Here is a 23,160-nt window from a genome sequence, read left to right as displayed (position 1 = left end):
TAGATTTAAAAATACGTTATGAAGAATATAAAATACATACTAATATTACTTCTCGCAGTAAGCTTTTTTTCTTGCGATGACGATGATATTACCAAATTAAATGATTCAAATTATGAGCCTGCTAGTAACATTACAGGTTTCGGTTCAACTTTGAACATTTCTAAGGCTATTAAAGCTGAATCAATTAAAATAACATATACTCCTGCCTCATATGGTGTGGATATTGTTACAACTCATCAGCTTCAATTTGCTGCATCAAGCGATTTTGCAAATCCTGTTACTTTTGATATTGACGCTGCAGACGATTCTTTTACTTTCACAGTAGGAGCATTAAATGAGCTTCTTACAGAATCTCTTTTATTGCCAGTAGATGTAGAAGCAAATGTTTCTGCAAGAGTTATGACTTATTCTTTATCAGGAGTTGATACTCTTTATTCTGAACCAGTTAGCTTTGCAACTACTCCATATTTGGATATTCTTTTTGCTCCTGAAACATTCTATCTATTTGGTGATGGTGTTGGACGTGTTGCACAAAACAACAAGCTTAAATTCAATAAAGTTCATAGTGAACCAGATGATTCTTGGACTATTGTTTGGATGGAAGCTAATGGTACATTCAAACTTTGCTCTGATGAAAACTACAAAGGAGTAATCGGTAAAATTGGAGATGCTGACCCAGCTACTGGAGAGTACACATTAGGTACTACTGACAATAGAGGTGAAGATATTCCTGTTCCGGGAACTGCTGGCTATTATACCGTTGGTGTTAATTTAGCAACAAACAAATTACTAATAGAACCTGCTAACATATACATTACAGGTCCTACCATTGGTAATGTATGGCCTACTAGTTCTGTTGTAGATGATAACAAGTTTAAGTTAGATGCTGAGAACAAGAAAATGTTCTTGACAAAATCTTTACAAGCTGGAGAACTTAGATTACACGTTACCCACCCATATATTGGAGACTGGTGGCATGCTGAATTCTTATTCTTTGATGGTAAGATTGTTTACAGAGAAGCTGGTGATGATCAGGAAAGAGTTAATGTTAACGGAGGAGAACAGACCATAGAGCTTGACTTTATTAATCAAACTGGTAAAATCAAATAAACATGAAAAATATAAAATATTTATTTATATCACTTTTAGCGGTTCTATTCGTTGCCTGCGACGATGATTTTGACACGCCAAATGTAACAGAACCAGTTCAAGGGACAGCACCGGTACTTAATGAACTAACGGAAGAGGTTGACCTGGTTCTTATGAAAAAGAACGAAGATGAAACCATTGTTGAACTTACTTGGTCTGAATCTACTTTCGCAGATCCTATTGGAGTGAGATATTACGTTCAGATTGATACTGTAGGTAATGAATTTGCAGATCCATTAGAATTTGATAGAATTGCAGAAACAACAACTGCAATTAAAGTAGGAGCTCTTAATGAGTTGATTTCAGGAAGATATCCTCCTGCAAAGAAAGTAGAGTTGGAAGCAAGAATTAGAGCTTTTGCAAATGAAGATCTAAATAGCTTGTACTCGAATGCAGTTTCTATGAAAGTAACTCCATACCTTGATGTACCAATTCCATCAGAATTCTACATCTACGGAACTGCTACTTCTGAATCAGATGTAACAAAAGCATTAAAAGCTTATGGTGCTAATGACGTTTTCACTAAGTATTTGAAACTAACCAAAGATGGCTTATTCAAATTTGCTGAAAAACAAGCTAGCGATGGATATGATTACAACTTTGGTAAATTCGCAACAAAATCTGATAATATCGAAGCTGCTGGAGACAATGCTGGAAACTTCAAGTTCACTGGTGAAACAGGATGGTATAAAGTTGAAGCTGATTTTGTATCAAGTGCACTTACTATTACTTCACATGTTGTAGAGTCAACTACTTATGGATTTGACTATGACAATCTTTACTTGGTAGGAGGTTACAACTCTACAGATCCTGAATGGGATCCTGCAAATGCTGTTGCAATGACTAAAGTAAGTGAAGGTGTTTTCACTATTGAAAAATCAATCAAAGATGGTGCTTTATTCAAATTTATTGGCCAACAAAGCTGGGGTGACCTGGATTGGGGTAATTTATACGGGAAAGGCAATTCTGGAATTTTAGGTCCTAAAACTGCTAATGACAATATTACTTTTGATGGTGGTGATGCTGTTTATAACATTACAGTCGATCTAAATGCTGGTACTTATACTATCGAAGCAAAGCCTGTTTTCCCAACAGAACTATACATGACTGGTAGTGGTGTTGGTCCGGATGATGAAAACTGGGATTGGATAAATAAACTTCAATTTGTACCTGTTCACAGTCATCCTGAATTGTTCTGGAAAATTGTTTGGATGAAAGGTTCAGGAGAATTCAAATGTGCACCACAACCAGAATGGGCAGGTAATGATTTTGGTAGAGAAGGTGATGCAACCAATGGAGTTTACGCAAAAGGTGGTACTAATATTCCTGTTCCTGCAACAGCTGGATATTACATGGTTGTTGTTGATTTAGCAAATAACACGATCGAAATTGCAGAGCCTAAGGTTTACGGCATGGGTAATGTATTTGGTGGATGGGAAGGTGGAGATCCTGCCGATCTTTTCACTGTTGACAATACCAATAAAGTAATTAAATTTGATGGGGTTCCTAACGATGGAGAATTAAGAATGTATGTTGATGCACCAACATTGAACTGTGATTGGTGGCAAGCTGAATTTATCGTTCTTAATGACAAAATTGAATTCAGAGGAACTGGTGGTGACCAGGAAAGAGTAAATGTTACTGCAGGTGACAATATCTCTCTTAACTTCTTAACTGGAGCTGGTTCAATCACAACTCCTTAATAAAACTATAAGCACGTAGGGTAGTCATGAGACTACCCTGCTTCAAATAATTAAATGCAATTGGTAACTATTCTGGTTGCTGATTGCATTTTTTTATACTGAAACCAAACGGAATTCAATCAATAGAAAGTTCTGATTATGAAGAAACTTTACACATATCTTACCTTTATATTCCTGCTAATGTCATTCATTAGTCAGGCACAAATCATAACTACCTCCCCTGCCTTTCCTACCGAAAGTGATGAAGTGACCATTACTTTTGACGCTACTTTAGGAACTGGAGGATTAAAGGATTACACCGGAGATGTTTATGCTCACACAGGTGTAATCACTGATAAAAGTACATCAGATACCGACTGGAAATATGCTCCTACCTGGGGAGATAATAGTGCCAAGTACAAATTGACCTCACTTGGAAGCAACAAGTGGGAATTGAAGATTACTCCAAGCATTCGTGAATACTACGGTGTTGTAGATGGAGAAAAAATATTAAAAATGGCTTTCGTATTCCGTTCTTCTGACAATTCAAAAGAAGGGAAAGACGATGGTGGCAAAGACATTTTTGCAGATATAAGTGAAGGTGGCTTAAATGTTAGCTTCTCAGCCCCTATTAACAACAAAGTCATTCAAAAAAATGAGGATTTACAGGTTACAATACAATCAAATGCGAGCACAAGTCTTACACTATATCTTGATGGAGTTGAAAATGAAACTACCACAGCAGCTGAAATTAGTAAAATCATAAATACTGATATTGCTGGTAATCATGAATTGGTAGCTGTTGCCTCAGATGGTTCAGAAGAGGTGAGAGATACAGTTAATTTCTTCGTTCGCGAAGATGTTGTGAATGAAAGTATGCCAGCCAATGTTGTTACTGGTATCAATTATATTGATGATACTTCAGTAACACTTGTTCTGTATGCTCCCAACAAGGAATATGTATATGCCATTGGAGATTTTTCGGATTGGAAACTCGATAACATGTACCAAATGAAGAAGGATGGTGACAACTTTTGGGTGACCATTAACAATCTTCAAGCTGGCAAAGAGTACATTTTCCAATATCTTATTGATGGAGACATTAAGATTGCAGATCCATATGCCGATAAAATATCAGATCCTTGGAATGACAAGTATATTACTGATGAAACCTATCTAAATCTGATTGATTATCCGGAAGGAAAAACAACAGAAATAGCCAGTGTATTCCAAACAGCACAAACTGCATTTAGCTGGACCGATAATGGATTTACCATGCCTAAAAAGGAAGATTTGGTAGTTTATGAGCTTCATGTTAGAGATTTTACTGCAGCAGGTAACATCAAAACAGTAACAGATACTCTGGATTATTTGGAAAGATTAGGTGTGAATGCAATTGAGCTGATGCCATTCAACGAATTTGAAGGAAATGATTCATGGGGTTACAATCCATCGTTCTATTTTGCGCCCGACAAAGCTTATGGAACAAAAGATGATTACAAAACTTTTATCAATGAATGCCACAAAAGAGGAATTGCCGTATTAATGGATATGGTATTGAATCACACCTACGGACAATCACCATTCTTGCGAATGTATTTCGATGGCAGTAAGCCAAGCGCTGAAAATCCTTGGTACAATCAAGAGCATAATTTCGAGAACCCCGATGCACATTGGGGCTATGATTTGAACCACGAGAGTCAAGCAACAAAAGATTTGGTAGATAGAATCAACTCATACTGGATGGAAGAATACCACATTGATGGTTTCCGTTTCGATTTTACCAAAGGATTCTCGAACACAACTCATAGTGCCTCTTCTGACCCATGGGGTAGTCAGTACGATGCAGCCAGAATTGCCAACCTAAAGCGAATGGCAACAGAAATCTGGAATGTAAAATCTGATGCTGTAGTAATCTTCGAGCATCTATCCGATAATCAAGAAGAAAAAGAACTTGCTGCTCACGGTATCCTTCTTTGGGGCAATGCTAATTATGACTATCGTGCAGCCACTATTGGTAATAGCTCTGATTTTAATTGGACTTCATGGAAAAACAGAGGTTGGGATGGACCTAAACTTGTAAGTTATATGGAAAGCCACGATGAAGAACGAATGATGTATAGTAACCTTACTGAAGGTAAATCTTTAGATGGTTACAATGTAAGAAGTTTGAATACTGGCCTTTCAAGAATAGAAACTGCGGCAGCCTTCTTCCTAACCATTCCCGGACCAAAAATGATCTGGCAATTTGGCGAACTAGGCTATGATATCTCTATCAATTACAATGATAGAACTGGAAAAAAACCAGTAAAATGGGAATATCAGGATGATCCCTATCGTAAAAAAGTATATCAGGTATTTTCTGCCTTGGCAAAGATTAAAAAGGAAGAGCCTGCTTTTGAATCAGACAATTTTAATTTAATCACTTCACAGGCCTTAAAGCGAATAGAAATCAATCATGCTGATATGGATGTTCGTATCATTGGTAATTTTGATATCAAGGAAGGTAGTATATCTGCTAATTTTAGCAAAACAGGAACATGGTACGATTATTTCTCTGGGCAAGAAGTTAATGTAACTGCTATCGATGCTAGCATTACACTTCAACCAGGAGAATATCATATCTACACCACAAAACAATTGACTCAGCCGAATGTTATCGCAGCACCTGTTGCTAGTAATGTTAGCATTGCAGGAACAGCTAAAGAAGACGAAACTCTTACTGCATCTTATTCCTACGCTGATGTAAATGGAGATACAGAAGGAGCTTCTGTTTACAGATGGTACAGAGCTGAAGATACCAATGGTAGGAATGAAATGAGTATAAGTGGTGCCACAAGTACAACTTATCAGCTTACTGGCGACGATCGCAACAAATACATTCGATTCTCAGTGACTCCTGTTGCGCAAACCGGTGAACTACTTGAGGGTAAAACAGTTTATTCTACTTATACAGAACAGGTGGTATCATTGGTAAATGCTCCTGTAGCAAGCAATGTTGAAATTACTGGAACTCTTACAGAAGGTGAAACTCTAACTGCAAGTTATGTATATAGCGACCCTGAAAATGATGCTGAAGGCTCTTCAATTTTCCAGTGGTACAGGTCAGATAATAAACAAGGTACGAATGAAAGTGAGATTTCGGGTGCAACAAGCTTAAATTACACCTTGCTTAATGCTGATGGTGGAAAATACATCCGATTTTCAGTTACACCTGTTGCCGAAACTGGAGAACTACTTACAGGAAATAAGGCATATAGCAATTATACTGATATCATAGCTTTTACGACAGGAATAGATGACATATTGGAAAAAGAGCTTAAAATGTATCCTAATCCTGTTAAAGATATTCTACACCTATCTAACTTAAAAGGCGTTAATCAGATTAAGATTTATGGTTTAAGTGGTCGCATGGTAAGAACAATTGGTAGTCCAAATAATTCGGAAGAAGTAAATCTTAGCAAGCTAGCAAGTGGCATGTATTTATTCATTTTCGAAATGGAAGATGGATCGAAACTGACAAAAAAAGTGATGAAACAATAATTAATACCAACGCAATCGCAGAATTAAAATAAAACAAGTTTTCTTTATAGTTTATAGATCAAGTAAAACTCCCGCTTTGCTACAGTGCCAAGCGGGAGTTTTTATATAATAAGATTGTGACCTTATTTAATCGTCAACTCCAATCGATATTTTATTTCCGAATCACCTGGTTGCACAATTAACTTGTATTCGCCAGGAATTAATGGTTCATCTGGCATAGACACTTTAAACACAAAAGGAGAATCAGTATAATACCCAATCTGTTCACGAACCAGTTGATCTTCTGCATTAAATATTTTCAGATTCAATTCACTATTGACAAATTGCTTTAAATGAAACTGGACAAATATATTCTCCGACTCTGAATAATAATGCTCTTGATCAGCTCCCATAAACTCTTCTCTCTCCTGCTTATTGTTTTCATTCAAATCAATAAAACCAGTAAAAAAGAAGAATCCTTCCTGACCTTTGGTGAACTCTGGAGCCAAATTCTCAACATTCTCACTAATATTCATTGCCATAACAGGAGTTTCTGGAATCTTTTCGGTTACCTCTTCCAATTCTGGTGTTTCATCAGTTTGAGCTGTCACAGCCTCATCGGTTTTAACAATATTGGCAGTAGAATCGCCAATTTGTACTAATATTCGATATTGTATTGGATCCTTCATATCCAAAGAGGCCGTAATCATATACTCTCCCTCAGGGACATTTCTTAAAACTCGTAAGAATTGATTGCCAGGATGAATCGTGTCTTCTTTCATGGTATAGTGTTGCAAACTATCCAAGCTGGAAATATTCATTGCAATCATATCATAGGTAGAATTCCAAATCTGATAAACCACTTGCTTATTATTCATTGGAAGGTTAAGTCCAACTTGAAAATCAACTTTTCCAAGCTCAAACTGCCTCTGATTCAAACCAATTACCTCTGCACTATCCATTTTCATATCTCCATCCTCATCAATCCATTCCTTAAACAGGTGAAAACTCTCGGGAAGCAGTTTCTTCCTGATTTTTGCGAAAGCATTGCCATTAGGTTCCTTTATTAAAAAGTTAATCTGATATGTTTTCCCCGATTCTGCCGGATTGATTGTCAAGATATACTCTCCCACTGGCAAAAAAGCATCGAAGTTTGAGTAGGTAAATAAAGGTTTTGAGGTATAGTTTTTACGTACTGTTCGAATTAGGTTACCACTCGTATCCCAAATTCTAAGCTTCAAGTTCGTCCCTTCTTTTATTGCCGGATCGTACAAAGAAGCACTAATAGACTCCCCCTTGGCATAAGATTGTTTCCCCAGTCCAAAAAACTCATTCTTCTCAACGATTTCATTTTCGTTTAAATCCACCCATTTGTTGTAGGCAAATAAGCCAATGGGAATGCCGTCCTTATTCTGTTTTTCTTGATTCTGAATTTGATCTGATTCATCAGCACGTACATCATCATATGGGATAGAATCTTGTATAAATTGTTCCTGTGCACTTGTAAATGTGGCCGTGCCAACCAATATGGCAAGTATCAAATAACACCTACCAATAATACATTTCATTTTTTTGTATAACATGGTATTTGGTTTAAAGCTGAATAAAAGGAATTGCTGTCTATTTAAATACGGTTTAAATAGCGTATATGTTTTAGTTTCAAACCAATAGTTTGACGAAATAAAGTATAAAATTGGTTAAAAATCCTTAATGGATCTTAATTCTAAAAGGGCATACCGATTGCTTGTAAGTTTTCCTTCTTTTTTCCTTTTATCTCAACTACTTTATTGGAAAAACAATTTGACCGTTGTTCCTTCCCCTTCCTCCGATTCTATTGAAACGTGCCCGTTGTGTAGACGCATAATTTGGCGAGTAAGACTTAATCCAATACCAGATCCTTCCTCCTTGGTAGTAAAAAATGGTATGAATATATTTTTCATATCCTCGGCAGAAATTCCACAACCATTATCAGTAATACTGATTTCGACACAAGCCTCATTTTTTCCCTCTGCTTTCAAGTGTATTTCTCCTTTGCCATAAATGGCCTGACAAGCATTCTTCACCAGATTAATTAAAACCTGTTTCACAAGAGCTTCGTCGGCATAGAAATGTAAGTCTTTTGGACGAATACTGAAATGATATTGTACTTGCTCGTTGGAATACATGTGCAACAAATCTTGCAGATGGATAAACAGTTGAGATACAACAATGTATTGCGGATTAGGCTTTGGTATTCTCGAGAGTTCACGATAAGCCTCTACAAAATACATGAGTCCCTGCCCTTGCTCCTTTATCACCTGAAGTCCGTTGCGTGTTTTTGTAAGAACTGATTCGGTAAGAACGGTTCCCACTTCTATTTGCTGATAGTTGTTCTCTAATTTTTCCGACAAACAGGTTAGCGGAGAAACTGAGTTCATAATTTCATGGGTAAGCACATTAATCAACTTCTGCCAGGATTCCAACTCATGTGCATCCATCTCATTTTTGATATTCGTAAAGGATAACAGCTTTAACTCCTTGCTTTCTTGTTTAATCGTAGTGCAATAAATTAACAGATATTTACTAACATTCTTTACCTGCAAATGATAAACGCGGGTATCGCCAGCTTTAATTTTCTCAAATAGATTAAACAAGTCTGCATCGTTTTTTTGCAAAGCCTTAATGTTATAAAGATTATGCACATCCAATAGTTCACGCCCCTTATGGTTTATGCACTCCACTACCCCATTCTCATTAAAGGAAAGCAAGCCTACTGCTGCATGCTCAATAATGGCATCACTTATCATCTCAGTTTTCTGTGCTTTTAAGCGTAAATCTCTAATGGTATGGTTCACCTCCTGCATTCCCCTGCGCAACTCATCAAAGGATTTACCAGATATATTTTTAGGAAAACTTAATGCTGAATCCTCATTCTTAACCGATAGAAAAAATTGCGATAACAAACGATTGGTTGTATTCAAATAATAAATCAATCGATAACTTAACCAAAGAATGAGCATTAACACCAATAAAGCCATATAAGGATAAGCCGTAGCCCAAAAGATCCATCCCATAAGAAAACTCAACAACAGAATACTACTGAGGCGAATTAGAACCTGAATAAAGAGGCTTTTATAAATCATACTTCCTGATTTTGTGATAAAGAGTTGGGCGGGTAACGCCAAGCTCTCGAGCCATATGTGTTAGATTTCCTTCGTGACGTTCCATAGCAGTAAGAATCATTTGTTTTTCCATATCCATAAAGCTTTGAGGTGGCAAATTGCTTGCTCTGACTCCATTCTGCTTTAATAGAAAATCTTCACATGTAATTTTATCTCCTTCCGAGAGTATTACCGCCTTTTCGACAGCATGTTGCAACTCGCGAACATTTCCCGGCCATGGGTAATTCTGCAGCTTATCAATAGCCTCATCAGTATAAGTCAACCTTCTTTTATCGTATTTCGTTGCATATTTCATTAGGAAATACTCTGCCAACAGTGCAACATCGCTAATGCGATCACGCAAAGAAGGCACCTCTATTTGAATGGTGTTGATGCGATAAAGTAAATCTTCACGAAATGTTCCTTCGGCAACCATTTCCTGAAGGTTTTTATTGGTAGCACATACCAAACGAATATCAATGCTCCTGGTTTGATGATCGCCAAGGCGAATTACCTGCCTATTTTGTAATACGGACAACAATTTGGCCTGCATGGCCAATGATAGGTTTCCAATCTCATCCAGAAAGATGGTACCGCCCGAAGCCAACTCAAACCTTCCCTGCCTGTCTTCCCGGGCATCGGTAAAAGCTCCCTTCGCATGACCAAATAATTCGCTTTCGAAAAGCGATTCGCTCATGGCTCCCATATCAACCGAAACCATAGGTTTCATGCTTCTTTGGGATTGCTGATGTATTTCTCGTGCAATCAACTCCTTTCCTGTACCATGCTCACCCAAAACCAAAACATTTGCATCGGTAACCGCTACTTTTTGCATCAGCTTTCGCAGATTCATCATCGCAGTTGATCGACCAATCATTTCGGACTTGTTCTGATTCAACTCCCGGGTTAAGTCTTGTTTATCGGTTTCCAGCTTTTGAATCTTCTTTTTCGATAGTCTCAAGCTTAAAGCCGATTTCAAAGTAGAGATCAACTTGTTGTTGTCCCATGGCTTCAATACAAAGTCAGTGGCTCCCTTTTTAACGGCTGTTACTGCCAATTCTACATCTCCGTAGGCCGTTAGTAATACAACTGCCAAATCAGGATCATATTTTAGGATTTCATTCATCCAAAACAAGCCTTCGTTTCCTGTATTCACCCCAGCAGAAAAGTTCATATCCAAAAGAACAATGTCATAAGAATTCACCTGCAACTCGCGAAGTAAACTTTTGGGATTTGAAAGTACATTAACCGTATCGAACTCATCTTGTAATAACATTTGAAGAGAAATTCTTACGCGTTTATGATCGTCTACAATTAAAATATTTCCCATTGACATATTTTCTCGGATTAGGTCTTCCAAATGTAGAGAAATGGAATCAACAACTCAACAGAATGTAAAGAAACTATACAGTAAGAATAAAGAATTTTTACAACTAGAATATCCTACTCAAACCACTATTATAACACAACTACCTCTAAACACAGCAATTAGAATCAATGGCACAACTATAGTAAGACTGTTACAGTATGAAGAACTACTATTCTTTTATGCATGACAATAATAATTATATAACTTACGAATCTTTAATAAAACAAAATGATCAAAATAGAAAACCTAAGCAAAGTATTTCGAACCGAAGAGGTTGAAACCACTGCCTTAAATAAAGTTAACCTGGAAATAAAAGAAGGAGAATTTGTAGCCATTATGGGCCCTTCGGGTTGTGGAAAATCTACCCTATTAAATATTCTAGGCATGTTAGATAGTCCTACCAGTGGCAAGTATCATTTCTACAACAATGAGGTTAGTAAACTTAAAGAAAAGCAGCGCAATAAATTTCGCAAAGGGAATATCAATTTTGTTTTTCAATCATTCAACTTGATTGATGAATTAAGTGTATACAAAAATGTGGAATTGCCATTAAAGTATTTACGATACGATTTTGGCAAGAAGAAAAAGCGTGTTCTGGAAATGCTTGACAGGATGAAGATAGGCCATAGAAAAAACCATTATCCGCAACAATTATCGGGTGGACAACAGCAAAGAGTTGCCATTGCACGTGCCATTGCACCCAACCCAAAACTTTTACTTGCCGATGAGCCAACAGGTAATTTGGATTCAAAAACCGGCCTTGAAGTAATGAATTTATTAAGTGAGCTGAATGCTGAAGGAACCACCATTGTAATGGTAACTCACTCGGAACGTGATGCTGAATTCGCACATCGAGTAATCAGATTATTTGATGGTGAAGTTACTATAGAAAATACAAAGAAAGAGTTTGCACAAATTGAATATTAATAAGGAAGCTATGAATATTTTGTCAAGAAAAAACAAATGGGCTGCAATTAATATCATTGGAATTGCAATTGCTTTTGCAAGTGTATTTTTTGCTTCATCCTACATAAAACATGAGTTGTCGTTCGACAAGTTTCATACAAAAGCAGAACAGATTTACCGCCTTAACATAGACAAGCCTGGAAAAGTTGGCTTTATGCAAACTACTGACAATGTAAACACTGCTAGTTTAAATGCCCATTACATAAAGGACTTATACGATAAATTTCCTGGAGTAGAGCAGATAGTTTTAATGGTAAAACCGTTCAATTATACCCTAAAAATAAAAGATCAGATATATCCATTGGAAAATGCATACTATACCGATCATTCCTTCTTTACATTGTTTGATTTTAAACTAATACAAGGCAATAAGGAAGGTCTATTCCAGCAACTATATGAAGTCGTAATCAGCAAAGAATCTGCACTAAAATATTTTGGCAGCACTGATGTAATAGGAAAAGAATTAACTCTTAAAGGAGAATTTGATAGTAATGGAGGAACAATTTATACAGTGAAAGGGGTATTTGATGAATTTCCATCCAATTCGCACATGAAACCAGATGTATTGCTCTCAAGCAATCTGGAAACACTCCGCAATCCCTATGGACATGCCTTCACATACTTGTTATTACACCCTGATGTAAAACCAGATCAATTGGAGGTTTCTTTAAATAAACATTGGAAAGAAAATGTTGCTGAAGCAGAGGTATCTCCGACATTTAAATTAATGAATCTTCGGGAAATTCATCTAAAAAGTCATAAAAAGGATGAGCTAGGATCAAATGGCACCATAAAAACCATTTGGGTAATAATGTCAGGTGCTATTATAATTCTTTTAATTGCAATGATTAACTATTTTAATCTGAACACAGTTCAATTGAATAGTGACTTAAACAATCTCAAAATTAAAATTATCAACGGTGCAAACCTGTTAGACCTTTCCCTTTCTCAAATTAAGAAATCATCCATCCAGATTTCACTATCCATTATTATAGGTACCATACTCACTTTTATCTTTGATCGTTTTATAGAGTTTAACTTTATGATTAAAGATGAAGGAGTATTGTTTATTTTTCTTGTTTTGTTCTTTATTGTTTTGTTTGGAGCAATTTCACTGCTTCCTTTACAAACCAAGAAGATTTCTTCAAATTTAAGCAATCAGAAAGAAGAAGGTTCTAAAAAATTCATCATCTCTTTGGTTTGCCAATTCACGCTATCCATCGTAGCTTTGGTTTTAACCATTGTTTTACATCAACAAATTTCAAAGATCCAGAATTTTCACCCTGGAAAAGATAAAGAATCCATTATTACAATTACTGAATTCCCTTATGCAGCCATCAGTAAATTTGATCTTTTCAAAGAGAAAGCTTTAAAATATCCTGAAATACAAATGATTTCGTCAACCATGATGCCTCCGGGTACAACCCCTGATTTTGTTTACCCATTTGAAATGGAAGGAATGGATAAAAGTGAAAACAATACCATCTCAATTAATTCTATCGATCATGAGTTTTTTAAGTTGTTTGATATTAAAGCATTGGCGGGCGATTTAAATCTAAAAAGCGGCTCAAGCTACATGTGGGAAAGTGCAGCCATTTCACCCAATGAAGAATCTGCTACCAAAAACATCAATAATCTTGATCCATCCTATCGTAATTTTAAGGAACAATATATCTTAAATGAATCCGCCTCCAAAAAACTGGGGTTTAAAAATCCTCAAGATGCGATAGGGAAACAATTCAAGTACAATTTCATATCTCCAACCTATTTTAAACAAGGTGAGATTGTTGCCGTAATCAAGGACTTGCATTATGCAGACATGTTCTCAGAAGAAAAAGCGGAAGTTATCGGTCTAAAACGAATTTTCAACAGTACTTTTCTAGTAAAAATTGACAAAAACAACACCTCTAAGGCGCTTCAGAATTTGCAAGAAACATGGAGTCAATTGTTTCCAGATCAACCATGAAATATGAATTTCTGAGTGATAGTTATTTCAAAATTTACCGAAACCAGTACAATGAAATGAAAGCATTGACCTTGTTTGCCATTCTTTCCATCCTATTATCAATACTTGGAATGTATGCTTTGTCTTCCTACAGTATTCAACACAAAACAAAAGAAATAGGAATTCGAAAAGCCAATGGAGCAAGTTCCTTGGAAATCATGCTGCAATTAATCACCGAGTATGTTGTATGGGTAGCTATGGCTTTCGTTATTGCATCCCCAATTGCTTTTTACGCTGCAGATGACTGGTTAAAAAGTTTTGCTTATCGAATTGATCTAAGCTGGTGGATATTTGCCTTAGCTGGTGTAATTGCTATCATTATTGCAATCATCACCGTTAGCTGGCAAACCTACAATGCCGCAAGGAAAGATCCTGTTTATGCATTGAAATATGAATAGCCAAACAATACAAACTTGATTATATTACAAAAGACTGTATCCAAACAAGGTGCAGTCTTTTTTCGTTTTCTAACTCATTATAAGATGTGAGATAAGCGCAGCCTAATCATCATTCAAGACATAGCAGGCTACATCTTTCACCTTCCTTATAAGAGTCTTTAGCGTTTCAAGCACTTGATCCGTATCGTATCAAGCCTATGAAACACACCGTATGAAGCACTTGATACGGTTCGTATCAAGCCTATGAAACGCAGCGTATCAAGTGCTTGAAACGGTATAACCCCTTAGAAGTATTGTTCGAATTACATTAGGCTTGTATCCACATAATACCGAAACAACAAGGGTGATAACAATTTAACTATCTTTTAGGCTATACATTAAAATTCAAAAAGTGCTACCCCATTCGGAATAGCACTTTTAGTTTGTGTGTTAAAAATATATTAGAAAAAACTTTATCCTAACTTTCTCTTTGGCTTTTGCTCTTGAAGCATCTTAATTGTTTTCAGGTCAAGCTTGGATTCTTTCTCTTCCGGTTGAGTAATATCCGCAGTAGCCTGTTCGGAATCACCTGCCAAGCTGTACAATCCTCGAAGTAACATTTTATATTTCTCTTCGATTGGAATTGCTGCATAAGCAGCTTTCTTCTCCTCAATGATTCTTTGCTTTTCATTCTCTTCTGCAGCTACTTTTTCGTAGTAGGCATCCGCTTTTCTGTTTTTCAGGAATGGAGTCGCTACAGTTGGGAACAATTCCAACAGCAACATTTCTTTCTCATTTTCGGCAAGCTTCACACCGCCAAACTCATCCAATACCGGATTCTCAGGAGCCTGATACTTGTTTACATCATAATCAGTAGCTTCCATCTGTCCACAGATTTTCATTCTGAATTCAGGATCGATATCAATTGGCGTTTCGCCATACTCTCCTTTTACCAGATTAAAAAATTGGTTATTTACGTTTGTATATGGAGCTTTACCGCTATTCACATCCAATACGTAGTTTACTGCCTGTACACCCACAATTTGTGAAGATGGGGTTACCAACGGAGGACAACCTGCTGCCACACGAACCTCTGGAACTTTCTCCAATACGGTTGGCAATAAATCTTCCAAACCAAGTGCTTTTAACTGAGCTAACATGTTGGTATACATACCTCCTGGAATCTCAGCAGCTTTCACCTTCTCGTTTGGTTCAGGGAAGTTAAAGTACTTCTCGATTGCGTGACAGGTTGCCAACAACTCTTCTTCTTTATCGGCTTTAGCCAATTCAATTGCTCTATCGAATAATGCATCAATCTCTTTAGGAAGATAATCAGCAGTAATATCAAACTCTAATGGGAACATTTTATAAGAATCGAACTCAGCAATTCTTTCTCGGATTCCCTTCAATTCCTTGTTAATGGCAACAACAGAATCCAAATTCACTCCCGTATCCAAACCTAATTTATCCGCGAAAAGCTGAATAATTTCGAATGATGGAGCAGCAGGACCTCCTGCAAAGTTCAGCATACAGGTATCCACCACATCTACACCATTTACAATGGCCATTAACACAGCTCCCAAACCATAACCTGGAGTACAGTGCGTATGGAAATCAATCGGAACTTTAAGTTCTTGTTTCAATCGCTTCACAATCTTACCCGATAATGATGGAGGAATCAATCCTGCCATATCCTTCACAGTAATCATATCAGCACCAAGCGATTCCATTTGCTTGGCCTTGTTCACGAAATAATCTACATCGAAAATCTTCTTCGGTAATTTCTTACCAGATAAAAGCGCATTCCATCTTTGTTTTCTGGTGAATTTTGGATCTACCGTATAACAAACCGCACAGTCGGCAATCCCTCCTGCCTCTTTCATATACTTGATGGTAGTTTCCATGTTCTTCACATCATTCAGACAGTCGAAGATACGCATGATACCTAATCCTGATTTCACAGCATTTTTGTTGAAACCTTCGATTACTGACTCAGGATAAGGAGAGTATCCAAACAGGTTTCTACCGCGTGACAATGCAGTTAAGTGCGATACATCACCAATCACTTCTTTAATCGATTCCAATCGATGCCATGGATCTTCGTTCAGGTAACGCATTACCGAATCGGGAATTGCACCGCCCCAAACCTCTAATGCGTAGAAGTTTGCATCTTTATAGAAAGGAAGAACCTTTTCAATTTCGTGTTGTGGCACACGAGTTGCGAACAGCGATTGCTGACCATCACGTAAAGTTAAGTCACGAATCTTCAGTTTTCGAGTTCTTTTGATTGCAGCTCTTTCCGCAGCAATTTTCTTACGATTTTCTACTCTTTTGGTTTCGAATTCAGCCTTACGCTTTCCTTCCAAATATCCTTTTGCTACCAATGGGAACAGTTCCAAAAGCATGTACTCTTTATCATCTACAGCCAATTTCACATTTCCGTATTGTGGTAATTTTGGATTTTCAGGAGCTTGATAATTGCTCACATCGTAATCTTCACTATCTGGCTTACCAGTGATTTTCTCACGGAATTCAGGAGCAATTTCAATTGGAGTAGTACCGTACTCTCCTTTCACAAGGCTAAAGAACTGGTTCGAAACATTTGTATAGAACGGACGACCTGAGTTTTCATCGATAACACAATTTACCGCCTGTACCCCTACAATTTGTGAAGAAGGGGTTACCAATGGCGGACATCCTGCATCCAAACGAACCACTGGCACCACTTCCAACACTCTCTCAAGCAGGGTTTCCAAACCTAAAGCCTTCAACTGGTTTAGCATGTTGGTGTACATACCACCAGGAATTTCCGCCTTCTTAACCATTTCGTTAGGAGCCGGGAAATTAAAATATTTTTCAATAGCATGACAAGCATCCAGCAACTCAGCCTCTTTATCAGCTTTAGCGTATTCTATTGCCTCATCAAATAATTTATCGATTTCAGCAGGAAGATTATCTTTCGTAATATCAAATTCAATCGGGAATTGCTTGTAGCTATCCACTTCAGCCAAAGCATTCGCACGAATCTCTTTCAAAATTTTGTTGATTTCAACCACTACCTCAGGATTTCCATCCAATTCAATGCCCAACCTCTGACAGAACAGGTAGATCAACTCGTATGCAGGAGCTGCAGATCCACCCGCAAAGTTCATGATATTGGTATCGATAATATCCACACCATTAATAATGGCAGTTAAAGCCGAAGCCAAACCATAGCCAGGTGTTGAGTGTGAGTGAAAATCAACAGGAATACTTAACTCTTCTTTAAATCGACGAATAATTTGACCTGCACGAGAAGGTGAAGCCAAACCAGCCATATCCTTCAAGGAAATCATATCAGCTCCCAGAGCTTCCAATTTCTTAGCCAGATTCACAAAGTAATCCAAGTCGAAAATCTGATCAGGAAGGTTCTTTACACTTAGTCGCTTGCGGTCTTCTTCTTTCTCAGGAAACTTAGAATCTACAGTATAGCACACTGCACAATCGGCCATACCACCAGCAGCTTTCACATACTTAATGGTCGACTTCATATTCTCGATATCGTTCAAACAATCGAAAATACGCATAATACCTAAACCTGATTTTACAGCTTGTGTATTAAACTTTTCAATTACCGATTCAGGATAAGGACTGTATCCAAAAAGATTACGTCCACGAGATAAGGCTGTAAGTTTGGAAACATCTCCAATCTCTTTTTTAATGGACTCTAAGCGATACCAAGGATCCTCATTCAAATAACGCATCACGGAATCAGGTACTGCTCCACCCCATACTTCCATCGCATAAAAGTTTGCCTTCTTATACAAGTGCAAAACTTTTTCTATCTCTGCCTGTGGCATTCTGGTCGCAAAAAGAGATTGCTGACCATCTCTTAACGTTAGATCTCTAACCAATAATTTCCTCTTGTTCATACCCTGACTTATTGAATTTTTATATCAAATTAACTCGAGAGAGAGTTATTTACTAATCTCAAAATCCATGATTTCTTGATCTCTGCATCAAAAATAAAAACTAATCTTAAATAGGGAAATTTTTCTCTATTACATAGGGTATGTTCTACAATATCAGATTTTATGGGTGTAAACACTCATGTTTAATACTGATAATTTTCCTTAATAATATCAGCGAAAATTCGAAATCGATAACGAAAATTACAATCTTGACTTTTCACTTTTGATAAAACTCAATAAAAATGCATTTCACAGGAAATTCAAGCACTAGACATATCCATTTAACTACTCACATTTACTGTTAATTAAATTAGGTAGAAAAACACCCACTCTCATTTTATGAGTTTTAACAAACATGCTCTACAACATGAATAATCTTTGAATTTGAATTAAAAACAAGAATTACATCCAGTTCAAACCAAGCATGGCATTTTTAAATTTCGGTCAATCTTCTCTTTTCAATATTGTCACGGTAAATTCATAAAAAGTTGCTTACTTTTACGCTGTTAATTATCAATTCATGATTCTATTATAGCTTGGAATCAATTAAAAATATACCTCGTGAGTATTATTGGACAATATGCAGAATTAAAAGTTGCCAAATTGGTTGACTTTGGAGTGTTTTTAGAGGGTGAAGATGAAGCTTTGATCTTGCTACCGAATCAATATGTTCCGCCAAAAACACAACTTGACGACAAAATTAAAGTATTTATATATAGAGATTCGGAAGACCGAATTATAGCCACTACTCTAAAACCAAAAGCAATTGTTGGGGAGTTTGCTGTTCTTAAAGTAAAATCGGTAACCAATGTAGGCGCATTTTTAGATTGGGGTTTGGCTAAAGATTTGCTTGTTCCGTTTAGCGAACAAAGGGATAAAATGCAAGTAGATCTTTCATACCTGGTATACATCTATTTGGATAATGCTACAGGAAGAATTGTGGCTACAGCTAAAATCGAAAGAATTCTAAGAGACAATGAAGTCTCATACACTGAAGGAGATGAAGTAGACATTTTAGTTGGAAAAAGAAGTGAATTGGGTTTTCAGGTATTGATTAATGATGATGCCTTAGGTATGATATACAAGAACGAAGTTTTTGGGCACCTAAAAATCGGAGATAAAAGAAAAGCATACATAAAAAAAGTACGTCGTGATGGAAAAATTGACGTTAGCCTTCAACAACAAGGATATGTTAACGAGGTTCCAAAATCAGGACAGCAAATACTTGATTTATTAAAAGAAGAAGAAGGATTCCTTCCTTTGAATGATAAAAGCTCACCTGAAGACATTTATTATACTCTTAAAATGAGTAAGAAAAACTTTAAGAAAGCAATTGGTCTTCTTTACAAACAAAAATTAATTACCATTGAGGATACTGGAATTTATTTGGTTCAGTAATGGGTTATCCAAAATATTCAACTAACCAACACAAATACTTAAACATGAACAGATTTTTAAATTATTACTTATTCGGACTTTGCGTTCTTATAATGGGTAGTGCAAATGCACAAGACAAATCGGATTGGCAAAATGGAGTGCCAGAAGGATGTACAACAATAACTGTAGGAAAACTGGCTACAATTGACGGATCAGTTATCACTTCACACACTGATGATAGCCACAGAACACGTGCATGGATGGATGTTACACCTTCTAAGAAACACAATAAAGGCAGCAAGTTCTCCTTATATGAAAGATCAGCTTACGACAGCCTTAGCATGCCAACTTATCAGCATGTGAAAATTGGAGAAATTGATCAGATTGAAAAGACATTCCAGTATGTAAATACAGCTTACCCTTGTATGAACGAAAAGCAGCTGGCCATTGGGGAATCCACCTTTGGAGGTCGTGAAGAATTGTTCTCAAAAGAGTGTTTAATCGATTGTCAACGCTTACAACAATTGATGCTAGAGAGATGTACAACTGCAAGAGAAGCAATTCAATTGGCTGATGAACTTTTAATGAAATATGGTTGGAGAGATTTTGGAGAATGTTTGACCATTGCTGATAAAAAAGAAGTTTGGCATTTTGAAGTTGTTGGTCCTGGAAAAGGAAAAGTTGGTGCGGTTTGGGTTGCCCAGCGTGTTCCAGACAATCACATTTCGGTTAATGCAAATGCAAGTACCATTAAAGAAATCAACCTAAAAGATAAAGAGCACTTTATGGCATCGAAAAACATTTATTCGGTTGCCAAAGAAAATGGCTGGTGGAAAGAAGGTGAAGTTTTTAAGTGGAACTACGCTTATGCTCCTAAAAGCAGACTATCATTGGCTTCTCGCAGAAGAGAGTGGAGAGTTCTTTCAATGGCTGCTCCTTCTTTAAAACTAGATGCCAATGATAAAGATTATCCATTCTCGGTTCAACCTGATGAAAAAATCACAATGGACAAGTTGGTTGAAATCTTTAAAGATTACTATGAGGGAACTCCATATAACTTCGTTAAAAACATTAAACAAGCAGATAAGGATGGTAAAGAAGAACTTTCTCCATTTGCGAATCCTTTTATGCCTTATGATATGAACCGTTTGTTCAGAGTTAACGGTGGTTGGGGCGAACTTGGCGAAAGAACCATTGCTCGTTGGTACACCATGTATGCTACTATTATTCAGTGTAGAGATTGGTTACCTGATGAAGTAGGTGGAATTGTTTGGCTGGCACAAGACAATGTTGCAACATCCATTTATATCCCAGTTTATGCTGGAACTACCGATTTGGCCGAATCCTACAAAGTAAAAGCTCGCAGAATTGGTTACACTCGTAAATCCGCATGGTGGGCATTCAATCGTTTGGGTACCTTAACCGCACAACGTTGGGGAGATATGCGACATGATGTGGATGCTGTTTTTGTTCCTTTGCAGAAACAATATTTCGACGAACAAGCTGCCATCGATCAAGAGGCATCTAAAATGAGCAAGAAAAAACGCACAGAATTGTTAACCAAGAGAACTATTCAATTGGGCAACGAAGTGGTAGAGAAAGCTTGGGAAATTGGTGATGGACTTTGGACCAAATACGATGAAAAATTTTAAGTTTCCCCATCATTAAAAATAACAAAGGCCTTGATAGTAATCTACCAAGGCCTTTGCTTTTAAATTATTTTATTGTATTCACTTATGAAGAAGGAGACAATTATGGGTTTGCTGATACACCGAAAACTGAAGATCTGTAACTATCAACCAACACGCCTTACCTTGAAGTCAATAATCCTATCAAGGGAATTGTATTAATTCTTACGCTCCAACTCTCTTAAATTCTCCATTTTCTTTGCCGACAGATAGGAGTTGATATCTCCCAAATGTTCTTTCACTCTTTGGTTTCCAAATTCATATACCTTATCCACCAAACCATCCAGGAAATCACGATCGTGAGACACTACAATTAAAGTTCCATCAAAATCTTTCAATGCAGATTTTAGAATATCTTTGGTCTTCATATCCAAATGGTTGGTAGGCTCATCCAGAATTAACAGGTTCACTGGTTCAAGCAGCAATTTAATCATCGCCAAACGAGTTTTTTCTCCTCCCGAAAGTACTTTTACCTTCTTGGTTGAATTATCGCCTCCAAACATGAAAGCGCCCAAAATATCTTTGATTTTGGTTCTAATGTCACCCTTTGCAACATGATCGATGGTTTGGAATACCGTCAATTCCTCATCCATTAGGGAAGCCTGGTTTTGTGCAAAATAACCAATCATGGCATTGTGTCCCAAAGTTAAGGTTCCTCCATGATCAATCTCCTGCATAATGGCTTTAACCAGAGTTGATTTCCCTTCACCATTTCTACCTACAAAAGCAACCTTCTCACCTCTTTCCAATGTAAAATTCACATTCTCAAACACCAAATGCTCATCGTATGATTTATTTACTTCTTCCATAATTACAGGATAGTTCCCAGAACGAGGCGAAGGTGGAAATTTCAATCTCAATGCAGAAGTATCTTCCTCATCCACTTCTACAATCTCAAGCTTTTCCAACATTTTAACTCGCGATTGCACCTGCAAGGTTTTAGAGTAAGTTCCCTTAAATCGTTCAATAAAAGCTTTGTTCTCAGCAATCATTTTCTGTTGCTCATCGTAAGCCTTTTGTTGATGTGCTCTTCTGTCCTTTCTCAATTCCAGGTACTCCGAATAAGATGCCTTGTAATCGTAAATGCGGCCCATTGTAATTTCAATGGTTCTGGATGTAATTCGATCAACAAAAGCACGGTCGTGAGAAATTACCATTACCGCTTTTCCTGAATTAATCAGAAAATCTTCCAACCACTGAATCGATTCAATATCCAGGTGGTTGGTAGGCTCATCCAAAAGAATTAAATCAGGCTTTTGCAAAAGAATCTTTGCCAATTCAATTCTCATTCTCCAACCGCCACTAAACTCACTGGTTGGACGAGTAAAATCCTCTCTTTCAAAACCTAATCCGATAAGTGTTTTTTCTACCTCCGAGTCAAAATTGGTTTCCTCAATGGAATAGAATTTCTCACTTAAAGTAGATACATCTTCAATCAGCTTGTAATAACTCTCCGATTCGAAATCGGTTCTTGAAGCCAGCTCCGTATTCATCGCCTCAATTTGCTTCTCCATTTCGAAAATGTGAGCAAAAGCCTGAGCTGTTTCTTCAAAAACAGTTCTGGTATTCGATGTCATTAAGTGCTGAGGAAGGTAAGCAATGGTCTTATCTTTTGGTGTTGAAATACGACCACGAGTTGGTGTATCAACTCCTGCAATAATTTTAAGAAGAGTAGATTTTCCTGCCCCGTTTTTTCCCATAAGAGCAATTCTATCCTTCTCATTAATTACAAATGAAATATCTTTGAACAAGCTTGTTCCGCCAAACTCAACAGCTATTGAATCTACAGTAATCATCTTTTCGGTTTAATTATAGAAACTATTTCTAGCCCGCAAAGATAATTATACCATTTACATATCAAAACATCATCAATTTGAGCATGCTCATGCTCTCGATAAGAGCACACCCCTGCTGTCTGTAGAAGCATGCTCCTGC

At 37.0% G+C, this 23,160-nt stretch carries 13 protein-coding genes; 8 read left to right on the top strand and 5 right to left on the bottom strand.

What is annotated here, in order from left to right; translation table 11 throughout:
• The first annotated feature begins 18 nt into the window (after nucleotides 1–18).
• From JCM15579_RS10740 to JCM15579_RS10730, 3 genes are all read left to right on the top strand, one after another.
• Nucleotides 19–1,110: a SusF/SusE family carbohydrate-binding protein gene (locus JCM15579_RS10740; RefSeq protein WP_054719801.1), complete on the top strand. Its 1,092-nt coding sequence runs from the start codon at nucleotides 19–21 to the stop codon at nucleotides 1,108–1,110.
• Between the two features lie 2 nt (nucleotides 1,111–1,112).
• On the top strand, nucleotides 1,113–2,852 hold the full coding sequence (locus tag JCM15579_RS10735) for a SusF/SusE family carbohydrate-binding protein (RefSeq protein ID WP_054719798.1): 1,740 nt from the start codon (nucleotides 1,113–1,115) through the stop codon (nucleotides 2,850–2,852).
• A 138-nt stretch (nucleotides 2,853–2,990) separates the two neighbouring features.
• Nucleotides 2,991–6,374 (top strand): alpha-amylase family glycosyl hydrolase, encoded by a 3,384-nt coding sequence (locus tag JCM15579_RS10730; protein WP_083464642.1) that lies wholly within the window; start codon nucleotides 2,991–2,993, stop codon nucleotides 6,372–6,374.
• 122 nt (nucleotides 6,375–6,496) lie between these two features.
• Here the strand turns inward: JCM15579_RS10730 and JCM15579_RS10725 are convergent, their stop codons facing one another.
• The 3 genes from JCM15579_RS10725 to JCM15579_RS10715 all read right to left on the bottom strand — a co-directional run bounded on the left by JCM15579_RS10725 (nucleotide 6,497) and on the right by JCM15579_RS10715 (nucleotide 10,823).
• Nucleotides 6,497–7,936 (bottom strand): hypothetical protein, encoded by a 1,440-nt coding sequence (locus tag JCM15579_RS10725; RefSeq protein WP_054719793.1) that lies wholly within the window; start codon nucleotides 7,934–7,936, stop codon nucleotides 6,497–6,499.
• A 201-nt stretch (nucleotides 7,937–8,137) separates the two neighbouring features.
• Nucleotides 8,138–9,475 carry a sensor histidine kinase gene (locus JCM15579_RS10720; protein WP_054719790.1) on the bottom strand — a complete coding sequence of 446 codons (1,338 nt, stop codon included), beginning with the start codon at nucleotides 9,473–9,475 and terminating at the stop codon, nucleotides 8,138–8,140.
• Nucleotides 9,465–10,823, bottom strand: coding sequence for a sigma-54-dependent transcriptional regulator (locus tag JCM15579_RS10715; RefSeq protein ID WP_245625874.1), 1,359 nt, complete (start codon nucleotides 10,821–10,823; stop codon nucleotides 9,465–9,467). The genes JCM15579_RS10720 and JCM15579_RS10715 overlap by 11 nt, the downstream gene beginning before the upstream one ends.
• A gap of 267 nt (nucleotides 10,824–11,090) precedes the next feature.
• Here JCM15579_RS10715 and JCM15579_RS10705 point away from each other — a divergent pair, with 267 nt between their 5' ends.
• From JCM15579_RS10705 to JCM15579_RS10695, 3 genes are read left to right on the top strand one after another with little or no spacing between them, the layout of a single operon-like run.
• Complete coding sequence (locus JCM15579_RS10705; RefSeq protein WP_054719782.1) at nucleotides 11,091–11,789, top strand: ABC transporter ATP-binding protein; 699 nt, start codon at nucleotides 11,091–11,093, stop codon at nucleotides 11,787–11,789.
• A gap of 10 nt (nucleotides 11,790–11,799) precedes the next feature.
• A complete protein-coding gene (locus JCM15579_RS10700; protein ID WP_157471437.1) occupies nucleotides 11,800–13,794 on the top strand; it encodes an ABC transporter permease in 1,995 nt (664 codons plus the stop codon).
• Nucleotides 13,764–14,231, top strand: coding sequence for an ABC transporter permease (locus JCM15579_RS10695; RefSeq protein WP_083464641.1), 468 nt, complete (start codon nucleotides 13,764–13,766; stop codon nucleotides 14,229–14,231). The genes JCM15579_RS10700 and JCM15579_RS10695 overlap by 31 nt, the downstream gene beginning before the upstream one ends.
• 452 nt (nucleotides 14,232–14,683) lie before the next feature.
• Here JCM15579_RS10695 and JCM15579_RS20790 read toward each other — a convergent pair whose 3' ends face one another.
• Nucleotides 14,684–18,121 (bottom strand): hydroxymethylglutaryl-CoA lyase-like TIM-barrel protein, encoded by a 3,438-nt coding sequence (locus tag JCM15579_RS20790; RefSeq protein ID WP_218186135.1) that lies wholly within the window; start codon nucleotides 18,119–18,121, stop codon nucleotides 14,684–14,686.
• A 600-nt stretch (nucleotides 18,122–18,721) separates the two neighbouring features.
• On the opposite strand from JCM15579_RS20790, the gene JCM15579_RS10685 reads away from it, so the two are divergent.
• Entirely contained in the window at nucleotides 18,722–19,558 is an 837-nt protein-coding gene (locus tag JCM15579_RS10685; protein WP_054719773.1) for a CvfB family protein, read from the top strand.
• 44 nt (nucleotides 19,559–19,602) lie between these two features.
• Nucleotides 19,603–21,189 (top strand): dipeptidase, encoded by a 1,587-nt coding sequence (locus tag JCM15579_RS10680; RefSeq protein ID WP_054719882.1) that lies wholly within the window; start codon nucleotides 19,603–19,605, stop codon nucleotides 21,187–21,189.
• Nucleotides 21,190–21,383: 194 nt separating this feature from the next.
• On the opposite strand, the gene JCM15579_RS10675 is transcribed toward JCM15579_RS10680, so the two are convergent.
• Nucleotides 21,384–23,021 (bottom strand): ABC-F family ATP-binding cassette domain-containing protein, encoded by a 1,638-nt coding sequence (locus JCM15579_RS10675; protein ID WP_054719770.1) that lies wholly within the window; start codon nucleotides 23,019–23,021, stop codon nucleotides 21,384–21,386.
• Nucleotides 23,022–23,160: the final 139 nt, after the last annotated feature.

Origin of the sequence: Marinifilum fragile JCM 15579 (assembly GCF_001310955.1) — a bacterium.
Taxonomy (GTDB): domain Bacteria; phylum Bacteroidota; class Bacteroidia; order Bacteroidales; family Marinifilaceae; genus Marinifilum; species Marinifilum fragile.
The sequence above is the reverse complement of the archived record's forward strand: the minus strand, read 5'-3'. Positions and strand labels throughout refer to the sequence as shown.

What these genes read in the sequence shown, in the direction of transcription:
- JCM15579_RS10675 (WP_054719770.1), bottom strand. Translation starts at nt 23,021, where the DNA reads ATGATTACTGTAGATTCAATAGCTGTTGAGTTTGGCGGAACAAGCTTG.
- JCM15579_RS10720 (WP_054719790.1), bottom strand. Translation starts at nt 9,475, where the DNA reads ATGATTTATAAAAGCCTCTTTATTCAGGTTCTAATTCGCCTCAGTAGT.
- JCM15579_RS10705 (WP_054719782.1), top strand. Translation starts at nt 11,091, where the DNA reads ATGATCAAAATAGAAAACCTAAGCAAAGTATTTCGAACCGAAGAGGTT.
- JCM15579_RS10740 (WP_054719801.1), top strand. Translation starts at nt 19, where the DNA reads ATGAAGAATATAAAATACATACTAATATTACTTCTCGCAGTAAGCTTT.
- JCM15579_RS10695 (WP_083464641.1), top strand. Translation starts at nt 13,764, where the DNA reads ATGGAGTCAATTGTTTCCAGATCAACCATGAAATATGAATTTCTGAGT.
- JCM15579_RS10735 (WP_054719798.1), top strand. Translation starts at nt 1,113, where the DNA reads ATGAAAAATATAAAATATTTATTTATATCACTTTTAGCGGTTCTATTC.
- JCM15579_RS10680 (WP_054719882.1), top strand. Translation starts at nt 19,603, where the DNA reads ATGAACAGATTTTTAAATTATTACTTATTCGGACTTTGCGTTCTTATA.
- JCM15579_RS10730 (WP_083464642.1), top strand. Translation starts at nt 2,991, where the DNA reads ATGAAGAAACTTTACACATATCTTACCTTTATATTCCTGCTAATGTCA.
- JCM15579_RS20790 (WP_218186135.1), bottom strand. Translation starts at nt 18,121, where the DNA reads ATGAACAAGAGGAAATTATTGGTTAGAGATCTAACGTTAAGAGATGGT.
- JCM15579_RS10725 (WP_054719793.1), bottom strand. Translation starts at nt 7,936, where the DNA reads ATGTTATACAAAAAAATGAAATGTATTATTGGTAGGTGTTATTTGATA.
- JCM15579_RS10700 (WP_157471437.1), top strand. Translation starts at nt 11,800, where the DNA reads ATGAATATTTTGTCAAGAAAAAACAAATGGGCTGCAATTAATATCATT.
- JCM15579_RS10715 (WP_245625874.1), bottom strand. Translation starts at nt 10,823, where the DNA reads ATGGGAAATATTTTAATTGTAGACGATCATAAACGCGTAAGAATTTCT.